10 protein-coding genes, 1 tRNA gene and 1 pseudogene are annotated in these 13,161 nt (G+C 65.1%); 11 read left to right on the forward strand and 1 reads right to left on the reverse strand.

Features of this window, described 5'->3' with window-relative positions:
- Positions 1-11: 11 nt before the first annotated feature.
- The 4 genes from FIV34_RS08150 (at position 12) to FIV34_RS08165 (ending at position 5,204) form a co-directional block, all read left to right on the forward strand.
- Positions 12-629 (forward strand): Pr6Pr family membrane protein, encoded by a 618-nt coding sequence (locus FIV34_RS08150; protein ID WP_139981426.1) that lies wholly within the window; start codon positions 12-14, stop codon positions 627-629.
- Positions 630-668: 39 nt separating this feature from the next.
- Complete coding sequence (locus FIV34_RS08155; RefSeq protein ID WP_139981428.1) at positions 669-2,501, forward strand: ABC transporter ATP-binding protein; 1,833 nt, start codon at positions 669-671, stop codon at positions 2,499-2,501.
- A gap of 101 nt (positions 2,502-2,602) precedes the next feature.
- Complete coding sequence (locus FIV34_RS08160; protein ID WP_139981430.1) at positions 2,603-3,505, forward strand: DMT family transporter; 903 nt, start codon at positions 2,603-2,605, stop codon at positions 3,503-3,505.
- 70 nt (positions 3,506-3,575) lie between these two features.
- Positions 3,576-5,204, forward strand: a complete 1,629-nt coding sequence (locus FIV34_RS08165) for a serine hydrolase (protein ID WP_139981432.1) — start codon at positions 3,576-3,578, stop codon at positions 5,202-5,204.
- Here FIV34_RS08165 and FIV34_RS08170 read toward each other — a convergent pair whose 3' ends face one another.
- Complete coding sequence (locus FIV34_RS08170; protein WP_139981435.1) at positions 5,205-7,616, reverse strand: DUF3772 domain-containing protein; 2,412 nt, start codon at positions 7,614-7,616, stop codon at positions 5,205-5,207. It lies immediately after the preceding gene.
- A 160-nt stretch (positions 7,617-7,776) separates the two neighbouring features.
- On the opposite strand from FIV34_RS08170, the gene tpiA reads away from it, so the two are divergent.
- The 7 genes and pseudogenes from tpiA to FIV34_RS08205 all read left to right on the forward strand — a co-directional run bounded on the left by tpiA (position 7,777) and on the right by FIV34_RS08205 (position 13,156).
- A complete protein-coding gene (gene tpiA, locus FIV34_RS08175; protein WP_139981437.1) occupies positions 7,777-8,541 on the forward strand; it encodes a triose-phosphate isomerase in 765 nt (254 codons plus the stop codon).
- A 25-nt stretch (positions 8,542-8,566) separates the two neighbouring features.
- On the forward strand, positions 8,567-9,013 hold the full coding sequence (secG, locus tag FIV34_RS08180) for a preprotein translocase subunit SecG (RefSeq protein ID WP_139981439.1): 447 nt from the start codon (positions 8,567-8,569) through the stop codon (positions 9,011-9,013).
- A gap of 25 nt (positions 9,014-9,038) precedes the next feature.
- Positions 9,039-9,123 (forward strand) — tRNA-Leu (locus FIV34_RS08185).
- Positions 9,124-9,304: 181 nt separating this feature from the next.
- Entirely contained in the window at positions 9,305-9,610 is a 306-nt protein-coding gene (locus tag FIV34_RS08190; RefSeq protein ID WP_139981442.1) for a hypothetical protein, read from the forward strand.
- Positions 9,611-9,639: 29 nt separating this feature from the next.
- A pseudogene (locus FIV34_RS08195) lies at positions 9,640-10,296 on the forward strand (SPFH domain-containing protein); the annotation flags it as partial.
- 208 nt (positions 10,297-10,504) lie between these two features.
- Complete coding sequence (locus FIV34_RS08200; RefSeq protein ID WP_139981446.1) at positions 10,505-12,574, forward strand: putative bifunctional diguanylate cyclase/phosphodiesterase; 2,070 nt, start codon at positions 10,505-10,507, stop codon at positions 12,572-12,574.
- A gap of 192 nt (positions 12,575-12,766) precedes the next feature.
- Entirely contained in the window at positions 12,767-13,156 is a 390-nt protein-coding gene (locus tag FIV34_RS08205; protein ID WP_139981449.1) for a hypothetical protein, read from the forward strand.
- Positions 13,157-13,161 lie beyond the last annotated feature (5 nt).

The raw sequence follows: 13,161 nt of genomic DNA on the forward strand, positions 1-13,161 counted from the left end.
TACTGCGCGGCATGCCCTCGCGTGCCGCCCTCTCTGACTCGTTCGCCGTGCTCGTCGCGGCCGTCGCCTGGCCGGCGCTGATGCTGCAGTACTGGCTGATGCTCTGGTCGGGCCCGGCGGGCGCGGAAACCGTCCGCTTCCTGAGTTTCTTCACGATCCTCTCGAACCTTCTGGTCGCCCTGGTCGCCGGTTCGGCGGCCACGGGCGGGAACTGGGCCTTCCTGCGGCTGTGGCGGGGCGCGCGCATCCGCGGCCTCGCCGCGCTGTCCATCACCGTCACCTGCCTGATCTACGCCACCGTGCTGCAGGGCCAGTGGCATCCGCAGGGATTGCCGCTCCTGGCCGATCGCATGCTGCACTACGTGGTGCCGGTGCTCTATGTCGCGTGGTGGCTGGCGCTGCTGCCGCACGGCAGCCTGCAATGGAGCGATGCGGTGCGCTGGCTGGCGTTCCCTGGGCTGTTCGCGGCGTGGACCCTGCTGCGCGGCGCGGTGGTCCACGAATACCCGTACCCGTTCATGGATGTGATACACCTGGGTTACCCCCAGGTATTGCTCCATAGCGGCATGGTTGGCGCGCTTTTCCTCGTACTTGGCCTGATTTTCGTCGCCCTCGACCGAAAACTGTAACAGCGCACCCGGCGCGCGACGCGGGCGTACAATAGGCGGATGATCTTCCGCTGGTTCGAATCCCTGATCGACATCTTCCGCGACGCGCCCGATACGGCGCCGCCGAAGAGCGTCGTGCGTTTTTACGTCCACTACCTGCGCCAGGTGTGGAAGCTTTTCGTCGTGGCTTTGGCGTTTGGCCTGGCCGTGGCGCTGGTCGAGGTGGCACTGTTCGATTTCCTCGGCCGCGTGGTCGACATGGCGCAGAAGACGCCCGCGGCGACGTTCTTCCAGACGCACATGCAGACGCTGGTGTGGATGGCCTTTGTCGTGGTCGTCCTGCGGCCGTTTTTCATCGGCGTGCACGACCTGCTGGTGAACCAGGCGATCAACCCCGGCCTTACCGCGATGGTCCGCTGGCAGCAGCACCGTTACGTGCTGAAACAGAGCCTGGCGTTCTTCCAGAACGATTTCGCGGGCCGCATCGCCAACCGCATCATGCAGACCGGCCCGTCGCTGCGTGAGTCCGCGGTGCAGGTTGTCGATGCCATGTGGTACGTCTCCGTCTATGCGGGTACGTCCATTTACCTGTTCGCCAAGGCTGATATCTGGCTGGCCTTGCCCCTGGTCCTGTGGATCGGCGGCTACGTGGGCATGCTGGTGTTCTTCGTCCCGCGGGTGAAGGACCGGTCGTGGCATGCCTCGGAAGCGCGCTCGAAGCTCATGGGCCGCATCGTCGACGGCTACAGCAACATCATGACGCTGAAGCTCTTCGCGCACACGAACCGCGAAGAGGGCTATGCGAAGGAAGCCATCCGCGAGCAGACCGACAAGCTGCGCGCACAGAACCGCATCATCACCACGATGGATGTCTCCATCACTTCGCTCAACGGCCTGCTCATCGCCGGCACCAGTGCGCTGGCGCTGTGGCTGTGGGTGCAGGGCACCGTGTCGACGGGGCAGGTGGCGCTGGCCGTCGGCCTGGTGATCCGCATCAACAACATGTCCGGCTGGATCATGTGGGTGGTGAACGGCATCTTCGACAACATCGGTTCCGTGCAGGATGGCATCACCACCATCTCGCAGGAGCGCACCGTCGTGGACCGGCCCGATGCCGTGCCGCTGCGGGTGACGAAGGGCGAGGTGCGTTTCGACGACATCCACTTCCACTACGGCAAGAGCGGCGGCGTCATCAGCGGGCTCGACCTGATCGTGCGGCCGGGCGAGAAGATCGGCCTGGTCGGTCCGTCGGGCGCGGGCAAGTCCACCCTGGTGAACGTGCTGCTGCGCCTGTACGACCTGGAAGAAGGCCACATCATCATCGATGGCCAGGACATCGCGAAGGTCACCCAGGAATCGCTGCGCTCGAAGATCGGCGTGGTGACCCAGGACACCTCGCTGCTGCACCGTTCCATTCGCGACAATCTCCTGTACGGCCGCCCCGACGCGACCGAAGCCGAGATGGCCGAAGCCGTGCGCAAGGCGCGGGCTGACGAATTCGTGCCGTTGCTGTCGGATGGGGAAGGGCGCATGGGTTATGACGCGCACGCCGGCGAGCGCGGGGTGAAGCTGTCCGGCGGCCAGCGCCAGCGCATCGCCATTGCCCGCGTGCTGCTGAAGGATGCGCCGATCCTGGTGCTGGACGAAGCGACCTCGGCGCTCGATTCGGAAGCGGAAGCCGCGATCCAGGAAAGCCTGGAAACCTTGATGCAGGGCAAGACGGTGATCGCCATCGCGCATCGCCTGTCGACGATTGCCCGGATGGATCGCCTGGTGGTCATGGAAAAGGGCGCCATCGTCGAGACCGGCACGCATAGCGAGCTGATTGCCCACGGTGGCCTGTATGCGCGCCTGTGGGCCCACCAGACCGGTGGCTTCGTCGGCGTGGAATAAGCCGCCGTGTTGAATGTTATTTAACGCTGCCGCGCAAACAATCCGCTTGCCTGCGGCGGTGCACCAGCGACAATGGGGCTCCCCATCCCCGCGAGGTTCGCATGTCAGCCGCTGCCCAGACCCCTGCCGAACCACTCGCCACCGCCACCGAGCGTGACTGGCGCACGGGCGCCGAACTCGTTGCCTTGGGCGCCATCTGGGGCGGCTCGTTCCTGTTCATGCGCGTGGCCGCCAAGGATTTTGGCCCGTTCCCCATGGTCGCCACCCGGCTGGCCTTCGGCTCGGTTATCCTGCTGCCGCTGCTGTGGCGTGCCCGCGCCACCATCCGCGCGGCTCACCTGTGGAAGATGCTCCTCCTGGGCGGTCTCAGCGCCGCCATCCCGTTCACCCTGTTTGCCTGGGGCGCCGAGCGCGCACCGGCGGGCATCGGCGCCATCGCCAACAGCATGACGGTGCTGTTCGCCGCGCTGGTGGCCTTCATCGGCTTCGGCGAGAAGATCGGCACGCGCAAGGCCATCGCCCTGGTGGCGGGGTTCGTCGGGGTGGTGATCCTGGCCAGTGGCAAGACGGCGGGTGAGAACGTGGGCATGGCGGCGCTGGCCGGTGCGGCGGCATCGTTCTGCTACGGGCTGGCCGCCAACCTGATCAAGCGGTTCCTGTCCGACATTGCGCCCACCGCCGTGGCGGCGGGCTGCCTGCTCGGTGCCACCCTGCTCACCGCGCCGCTGGCCTGGCTGACCTGGCCCGAGGCACCGATCCCGGCGAAGTCCTGGGCCTGTGTGGTCGCCCTTGGCGTACTCTCCACCGGCCTCGCGTACGCCTTCTACTTCCGGCTGATCCAGAAGATCGGCGCGCCGCGTGCGGCCACGTCGACCTACCTTGTGCCGCTGTTTGGCGTGGCCTGGGCCTGGATGTTCCTGGGCGAGGCGCTTACCCCGACGATGGCCCTGGCCGGCGCGATCATCCTGGGCAGCGTCCTCTTCAGCCAGAAAAGCAAGGCCTAAGCGCTCTCTTCCGTCAGCGGCCCGGTCGCGGCATAGTCTGGAACATCGTTTTTCCAGCAGGGGATTCCCAATGTCGCGTCTTCGCCACCTCCTCGCCTTCGGGGTCACGTCGTTCGTCGTCGCACTGGCCGCGCAGGCCCAGGACGCCGCTCCCGCCCCGAGCGCCGCCAGCGCCGAGGCCCGCCCGCCGGCGCTGGCGGACTTCGATGCCTACGTCGACGCGACCCGCAAGCAGTTCGACGTGCCCGGCATCGCCGTGGCCATCGTGAAAGACGGCAAGATCGTGCTCGAGATGGGCTCGGGTGTGCGCAAGCTGGGCGACCCGGCGAAGGTCGATGCGCACACGCGCTTCGCCATCGCGTCCAACACCAAGGCGTTCACCGCCGCCTCGCTGGCCATCCTTGCCGACGAGAAGAAGCTCGACATGAACGACCGCGTGGTCGATCGCCTTCCGTGGTTCCAGATGTCCGACCCGTACGTCACCCGCGAAATGCGCGTGCGCGACCTGCTGGCCCACCGCAGCGGCCTGAGCCTGGGCGCGGGTGACCTGCTGTACTGGCCGGCCACCACGTACACCACGAAGGAAGTGGTCGAGCGGCTGCGCTACGTGCCGATCACGAACAGCTTCCGTGCCGAGTACGCTTACGACAACATCCTGTTCGCGGTCGCCGGCCTCGTGATCGAACAGGTCTCGGGCAAGCCCTGGGCGGATTTCGTCCGCGACCGGATCTTCCAGCCGCTGGGCATGAGCGAATCCATCACCAGCGCACCGGATCACATCAACCCGGGCGACGACACGGCCATCGGCCACGCCAAGTTCGACTTCAAGGACCTGAAGCCGGTCGAGCCGATGTCGTGGAACAACAACCCGTCGGCGGGTGGCATTTATTCCAGCGTGCACGACCTGTCGAAGTGGATGACCATGCAGCTGGCCGGTGGCGTCTATACCGATGCCAACGGCAGGGAACAGCGCCTGTTCTCCGCCGCACGGCAGAAGGAAATGTGGTCGCTGCTGACGCCCATCCGTATTTCCGAACCGAGCGTGCCTGAGCTGAAGGCGGCCGTGCCGAACTTCTCCGGTTACGGCGAAGGCTGGTTCGTGTCCGACTACCGCGGCCACAAGCTGGTCTGGCACACCGGCGGCTGGCCGGGCATGGTCTCGCGCCTTACCCTGGTGCCCGACCTCAACCTGGGCGTGGTGGTGCTGACCAACCAGGAGAGCGGCGCAGCGTTCCAGGCGGTGACGATGCGCGCGCTGGATGCGTACATGGATGCGCCGAAGACCGACTGGATCGCGGCGTATGCGGCATCGGTGAAGAAGATGGAAGGCAACGCCGACGACAGCATGAAGAAGCACGAAGCGGACCGCGCGAAGGGCGCGAAGCCCTCGCTGCCGCTGGACGGCTACGTCGGCACGTATCGCGATCCGTGGTATGGCGACGTCAAGGTGACGAAGGCCGGCGGCAAGCTGGTCATGAGCTTCACCAGGACCGCGCAGCTCACCGGCACGCTGGAGCCCTGGCAGCACGACACGTTCATCGCGCACTGGAACGATCGCTCGCTCAACGGCGATGCGTTCGTCAACTTCGCGCTGGACCCGGATGGCAAGGTGCGGGAAGTGCGCATGGAGCCGGTGTCGCCGCTGACCGATTTCAGCTTCGACTTCCAGGACCTGCGCCTGGCGCCCGTCAAGCCTTGATCACCCCGGATCCGTTGACGCCTTCGGGGCTGCGGCCCCGGTAGGCCCGATGAGTTCACTCATGTCGCCGCCGGACCGCAGCACCAGGTCCTGCGGCCGCAGGAGCGGAATCTGCGCCTGGCGCAGGCGCGCGATGATGTCGAACAACAGGTCGCTCTTTACGCCGCCCACGTCACGTGGGCTGCCCACGTAGCAGGTGATCGCAAAGGTCATCGCCGCGCGGTCGATGCTGTCCAGGGTCACCGACGGGGCAGGGGTGTCGGTGACGGCCTGGTGCGCCTCCATGGCTTCGAGCATGTGCGTGCGCACGTCCACCGGATCCGAATCCAGCGGAAGCGGGAACTTGATCAGCACGCGGCCCTGCGGGTTCGCCATCGTCATGTTCCGCACCGGCTTGGTGATGAACGACGAGTTCGGCACGATGATCGTGGAGCGGTCCGACACCTGGATCTCGGTGGCGCGCACGTTGATCCGGCGGATGTCGCCTTCGGCATCGTCGAGCACCACCCAGTCGCCGACCTTCACCGGGCGCTCGGCCAGCAGGATCAGGCCGGAAATGAAGTTCTGCACGATCGCCTGCAGGCCGAAACCGATACCCACGGACAGGGCCGACGCAACCCAGGCGATGTTCTGCAGCGACACGCCCAGGGCCAGCAGCGCGATGGACACCACGGTGACGACGCCAACGTAACCCAGCAGCGTCGTCAGCGAACTGCGCATCCCCGGGTCGAGGTTGGTGCGTGGCAGGTACTGGTCCGCCAGCCACGCCTTCAGCACGCGCACCGCGAGCAGGCCAAGGAAGAACATGCCGATGGCGGTGAGGACGCGGTCGGGCTGCAGCTTCACGCCGTAGATTTCCAGCGCCTGGAGCTTGTCGGCCAGGGTGGAGAGATCCGACGTCGTGGCACCGAAACCGGAGGCGACAACGGTAAGCGCGAAGAGGAACAGGGCAAGGCGGGCGACGCCGGAGAGCAGGACGCCGGCCTGGTCGAGCAGCTTGGGGTGGGTGCCGAAGAGGGCCTGGGCGCGTGCACTCATCGGGCCCTTTTCCGATAGCGCGGTCTCGAACAGGTCATCCACCAGGCGCATCGCAAGGTAGGTGGCGGCGATGACCACCATGGTCCACACCACCTGGATGGCCATCCACGTGGCGAAAGCGATGAAGCCGGCGAGCAGGCCAATCCACGAGGCAACGACCGCGACCCACGCGGCAGCGATCATCAGGCTCGCCCAGATCGGCCGCGGCGCGGGCGGCGTGCCGTCTTCATCGACATGATGCGTACGGCTCAGGCGCATCAGCGCCATGGCGGTGATCACCGAGGCGAGCAGGGCGATGATGCTGCTGAACAGGACTTCCACCGCGAGGCTCGCACCGATCGTGCGGTTGATCTCGCGCAGGAAGAAAAACAACACGAACACGGCCGAGAACATCATCGGGAAGCGGCGCAGGCTGTTCGCCGTTTCGTCGGTCAGCGTCGGCAGGCGCCACGACGGCCGCTTCGCGGAAATCAGCGCACGGCCGAGCCCGGCGATGAACGCGCCGACGAACACCAGGTGCACGATGACCTTGGCGACACCGTCGATTTCATCGGTGAGCGTGTCGTTCCAGTTGATGCCCGTGTAGAGCAGCTGGGTACCGAGGCCCGTGGTGAGCGCCGAGGTCAGGGTGATGCCGACGATCAGCGCCGAACGGCGCAGGCGCCCGGGCGGCATGCGGTTGGCGGTGAGGCTGCGCACCCGCTGTTCAATCCAGTAGCGCACGCCACTCATCAACAGCAGGCCGAGGACGAGGCAGGTGATGAAGGCGATGCGGTTGCCATCGGTCCAGCTGTTGGCGAGGTCCGTCTGGGCCTGGCCGGCCAGTGCACGAAGGTTGGCGGCGTCGCGGGGCAGGGCCCGGGCCGGCTCCGACCAGAAGGGTTTGGACAGCGGTGAGTACGTGCGGCGGGAGATGCGCTCCTGGAAGCGCGTGCGGCGCAGGTCGGAGAGGGCATTCGAGGTCTGGGTGGCCTCGAGCGCCATGGCGTCGGCCTGCTTGATCTGCCCGTCGACGGCGTCGAAGGCCTTCTGGGCATCCTTGCGCGCCTGGACCACCTCGGGTGGCTCCTTGCTTCCTCCGGTGGGCACGGGGCCGAGCTGGTCCAGCCGGGCCTTGGCGGCGTCGCGGGTGGTCTGCAGCGAGCCAGACACCTTCTGCGCCTGGCTGCCGATATCGCTCACCTGGGCACGCAGGTCGTCGATCTGCGGGTCCGTGATGTCCTGGGCCTTCATGGCCTTTTCGGCGCCGTTGAGCTGGCTGCGAAGCGCGTCCAGCTGCTGGGCCGGGGTGGTGCTGGCGTCGTCCGCCTGCGCGAAGGCCGCGGTCGGGGCGGCGAGGAGGAGGGCGATGAAGAAAATTCTTAAGATGCGCATAGGGCAATGATAGGCCGGATCGGACAAGCTCCACTGGGCGAAGCATGCGGTAACCTCGGTGAACGCCGCATGCGGCGGCGCCTATGCGGCAATGCAGCTTTGCCCTTCACGGCGCCGCCGCTATCCTGCCGCCCCTTTGCCCCCGCCAGGAAGCCACGCCATGCCCACGCCACAGCGCAAGAAGCTGGTCGCCGGAAACTGGAAGATGCATGGCTCGCGTGCCATGGCCGACAAGCTGGTCCGCGACATCGTCGAAGACCTGCCGGACGGTACCGATGTGCTCGTGTTCCCGCCCGATGTGTACCTTGCCGGCATGGTCGACCGTTATGGCGACCGCGGCCTCGGCCTGGGCGCCCAGAATCTCTCGGAGCACCATGTCCAGGGCGCCTTCACCGGCGAGATCTCAGGCGCCATGCTGTATGACGTCGGCGCGCGCTGGGTCCTGACGGGCCACTCCGAGCGCCGCCAGTACCAGCACGAGTCCGACGAACTGGTGGCAAAGAAGTTCGACTCGGCCCGGCAGGCCGGCCTCACGCCGATCCTGTGCGTGGGCGAGACGAAGGAAGAGCACGAAGCCGGCCAGGCGGAGGCCGTCATTGCCCGCCAGCTGGGCGCGGTGCTGGAGCACAACAGCATCGAGGTGTTCCGCGAGGCGGTGATCGCGTATGAGCCGGTTTGGGCCATTGGGACGGGCCTGACGGCCACGCCGGAGAAGGCGCAGAAAATTCATGCGTTCATCCGTAGCCAACTGGCAAAAAAGGATGTTAATATCTCGCTCCTGACCCGGGTCATTTATGGCGGAAGCGTCAAGCCGGCCAATGCGGCCGAACTTTTCGCCCAGCCGGACGTGGACGGGGGACTGATCGGCGGAGCCGCCCTGGTGGCCTCCGATTTCCTGGATATATGCGCCGCGGCGCGTCGATAACTCGCGACACGGCAAACAAGAAGATATGTTCATCCTCTTCAGCGTTTTCTATATCCTGATCGCCGCGGCGATGATCGTGCTGATTCTTATGCAGCGCGGCGCCGGTGCGGATGCAGGTTCCGGCTTCGGTGGCGGTGCTTCCGCTACCGTGTTCGGTGCGCGTGGTTCGTCCAGCTTCATGACGCGTGCTACCGCGGTTCTCGCCGCGCTGTTCTTCGTCCTGAGCCTCGGCATGGGTATCTACCTGAGCCGTACGGGCAACCCGCAGCCGGCGGCGGATCTCGGCGTGATGTCTGGCGCGGCCGTTCCGGCGGCGCCGGCCAATAACGCGGTGGCTCCGGCTGCCGACGTGCCGAAGGCACCTTCTGCCGGCGGCGACGTCCCGGCAGCCACGGCGCCGGCGGCAAACAACGATGTTCCGGCCCCGCAGCAGGCAGCCAATCCGGCGTCCGCTTCGACGGCCAAGAAGTAAAGCAACACCCCGTTTTTAAAGTTATGCCCAGGTGGCGGAATTGGTAGACGCACTACCTTGAGGTGGTAGCGGCTTAGGTCGTGGGGGTTCGAGTCCCCCCTTGGGCACCAACACAGATTCGGACAGCCTCAACCGGATCGCAAAGAAACCCGCGGAAGCGGGTTTTTTTGTGCCTGTCATTCGCTCTTATGCGCGCACGGCTTTCCCCTACAAACGCTGCGGTTCGAGCCGACATCCATGCCTCTTGCGGCTCTCTATCATGCATGTTCACTACCCCGATGGAGAAAATGTGTGTCTGAGCTGACGCGAGAAGAACTCAACGCGCGCGTGGAAACGTTCGAAGCGCGCATTGCGGGTGCGGTCGAAGGTATGCGGCTCGAGTTTGGCACCGCCAAGGCCGAGATCCTGCTTGCGGTCAAGGAAGAAGTTCATCGGCAACGCGCGTGGATTCTCACGGCCGCGCTGGCTGCGCTGATGTCCTTCTTCGGTCTCGTTGTGACGAATTTTTCCGGCACGGCGCTCGGAAGAAGCGGTCCCTCCGTGAGTGCCCAGCCGACGCCATCCCCGCCGGCATCTGCCGATAACATCCGCAAATAGCTCCATGGTTCAGCGAAACTACGCCCGGTCCGTCGGGTCGCATCATCACCTGGGCGAGCACGTCGGACATCAACATCGTCATGACCCCGCAGACCGTGCATGTCGTCTTCGACGACTTCAGCTCGAAGGACAACATCCTGCTCGACTTCGACACGGCGCTGCAGTTCCGGGTGACCGACGCGGTGAAGCTCGTCGAACAGTACGGCGCGATGGGCTGGTTCAAGAACAACATCCAGAGCCAGTACGCCCGCATCGTGCGCGAAGCGGTGAAGGGCCAGACCATGAGCGACATGATGTCGAGCCCGACCACGGCGGCCGAAGTCGACAAGGAAGTGACAGCCGCCATCCGCGCGCTGGTGAAGGATCGTGGCCTGCCGATCGAGATTCTCGACGTGACCCTCGGCCGTGCGCGTCCGAATGAGAACGTGCTGCAGCAGATGAACGAGACGGCGGCCCAGCAGCAGCGCCAGAAGACCCTGGTTGCCGCGACGGCGGCGGAAGAGCAGCGCGCCAAGGAGCAGGAAGCCCGCGCCGTGGCTGACAACGCCTATCGCAACAAACTCGGCATGAGCATCGAGCAGTACTCGGCGGTCACCATCGCCACGATCAATGCCGAGGCGTGCAAGGCGGCGAAGGAGTGCTACGTCACACCGGCGGGTGCGAACGTGCTGGTGGGCGGGCGCTGAAAGGGCGGGCACGGCCGGTGAGCGGTCGCGCCCGTTCGCATGGGAATTCTTTTGTGGGTATTCGGCGTTATCTCGGTGCGTTTTCGGCGATTAACTCAAGAAACCGCGAAAACTACCGAAATTGATAACATGCGCCCGATAATGGGCTTTGCCGAATCCGCGTAGCTGTAATAGCTGTCGCGGCAGCTTGATTCCGCGGGAAGGTTTGATGCTCGTCAGCAGCTACAGCAATGTCCTTGTCCTGTTCTCGTTCGTGGTGGCCATCCTGGCCTCGTACACGGCGCTGAACATGGCTGGCCGTGTGGCCAGCACCCAGGGCAGGGCGTCGATGCTGTGGCTTGGCGGCGGATCGTTCGCCATGGGTCTGGGGATCTGGGCCATGCATTTCGTGGGGATGCTGGCTTTCAGCCTGCCGATCACCCTGGGCTATGACGTCGCCCTGACCACGCTCTCGCTGGTGATCGCCGTGGGTTCGTCCGCGTTCGCCCTGTGGCTGGTCTGCCAGAACGAACTGCCGCGCCGTCGCCTGGTCGTCGGCGCCTTGCTGATGGGCGCGGGCATTGCGACGATGCATTACACCGGCATGGCCGCGATGCGCATGATGCCCGGCGTGATCTACGATCCCGCCCTTTTCTCGCTGTCGGTCGTGTTCGCCGTGCTCGCATCTGGCGCGGCCCTGTGGATCGCCTTCCGCCTGCGCCGCGATACGGGGCACATCCTCTGGGCACGTTTCGGCGCGTCGCTGGTGATGGGCTGCGCCATCGTCGGCATGCATTACACCGGCATGGCGGCCGCCAGTTTCCCGGATGGCAGCTGGTGCGGTGCTGCCGTGGCGGGCGGCATCGACGTGAAGTACCTCGCCGTCGTGGTCATCGTCGTGACCTTGTCGGTCTTCGCCATTGCGCTGGCCGTGGCGACGCTTGATGCGCGGGCAGGGATGCTGGCGTCGTCACTGGATCGCGCCAATAGCGAACTCGTACAGCTGGCCCTGCACGACAACCTGACCCGGCTGCCTAACCGTGTCCTGTTGGAAGATCGCCTGGACCAGGCTATCCGCAATGCCTCGAAGGGTGGCCACCGGTTTGCCGTGCTGTTCCTCGACCTCGATGGCTTCAAGGCGGTGAACGACGTTTATGGGCACCACGTGGGCGATGAACTGCTCCGCGACGTATCGCGCCGCATCCTCGCCTGCAAGCGTAACGAAGAGACCGTGGCGCGCCTCGGTGGTGACGAATTCGTCGTGCTGGTCGACATCCATGGCCCCGAAGATGCGGCGCTGCTGGCCGAGGAACTCGTGGACCTGCTCGGCGAGCCCTATCAGGTGAGTGGCGTCACCGCTCATGTGTCGGCGAGCATCGGCATTGCCCTGTATCCGGAAAACGGCCGGACGCGCCACGACCTCATGGTCAACGCCGACGCGGCCATGTATCACGCGAAGGAGCAGGGCCGCAGTGGCTTCCGCTTCTTTGAAATGGCCATGAACGCCAACGTCCACCAGCAGCTGAAGCTGCAGCAGGACCTTCGCCGCGCGCTGGATCGCAACGAGTTCACCCTGCATTACCAGCCCAAGCTCGTCTCGCCGAATGGGCCGGTCGTGGGCGTCGAGGCGCTGTTGCGCTGGAACAAGCCGGGCGAGGGCCTCGTGCCGCCGGATCAGTTCCTTCCGGTCGCCGAGCGCACCGGCCTGATCATTCCCATCGGTAACTGGGTGATCGACGAAGCCTGCCGGCAGATGCGCGAATGGCGCGACGCCGGCCATGGCGTCTGGGCGGTGTCGGTCAACGTATCGACGGCGCAGCTGAACCATATGGGCCTGGTGGATACGCTGCGCGACGCGTTGGTCCGCCACGCTATCGAGCCCGGGCATCTGACGGTGGAGGTGACCGAATCCACCGCCATGCGCGACGCGGAAACCAGCCTCGCCATCCTCAACCAGGTAGCGGCACTTGGCGTCGGCATTTCCATCGACGATTTTGGTACCGGCTACTCGAGCCTGCTTTATCTGAAGCAGCTGCCGGCGGACGAACTGAAAATCGATCGTGGCTTCGTGACCGAACTGGCGCGCGGCAACGATGACGAAGCCATCGTTTCGGCCATCATCGCGCTTGGGAAAACGCTCGGCATGAAGATCGTCGCCGAAGGCGTCGAAACCGTCGAACAGCAACAGCTGCTCACCCGCCTCGGCTGCAACGCCCTGCAGGGCTTCCTGCTCGGGAGCCCCGTCTCCGCCGCCGAACTCCCCGCGACCCTGCCAGCGACGCTGCCCGCTTCGGCCTGATTGGCCCTCTCGGGCCGGCCGTTTCGGTGAGCTTGTCGGCGCGTTTGTCAGCGCATGCCGCGATGTCGCGTCGGGCGAGGCTGATTTTCGCCTACGCCGCGTGAATACCTATCACAAGACGATTACGGTCGACTTCCCCTGTTGCCGTGACCGGCAATCCTCTTGTCCTGATATATCTAGATAGGTATATTGATGATCCGTTTGTTCATTCACCCGGACGCGAGCAAGGATATTGAACGCTTGTGGTCACTTGACGGACCCGTGGCGGACGACCTGGTCGTGCTGCTTGAAGCGCTGTCACACAATCAGGATCTGCTCGACCGGCTGACGCAACATGGCTTCGGTACGCGAGGAGTACACGATTTCCACGTGAGCAGCTGGATTGATCAGGAGCGGCGAGGCAGGAACCTTTGGCGGTTGCGTGTCTGGAGCGTGCCTTCATACCGCGTGATTTACGCCTTCGTCCCGCGAAGATTTCACTACTACGTATTGGGCGTCATGCCCCGGAGTGTCGACTATGACCGTAAAGACCCGTTCGTCGCACGGATCGAGCGCGCCTACGATGAACTCGCGTACGGGTAAGGCTC

It is taken from the genome of Luteibacter pinisoli, from assembly GCF_006385595.1.
Classification (GTDB): domain Bacteria; phylum Pseudomonadota; class Gammaproteobacteria; order Xanthomonadales; family Rhodanobacteraceae; genus Luteibacter; species Luteibacter pinisoli.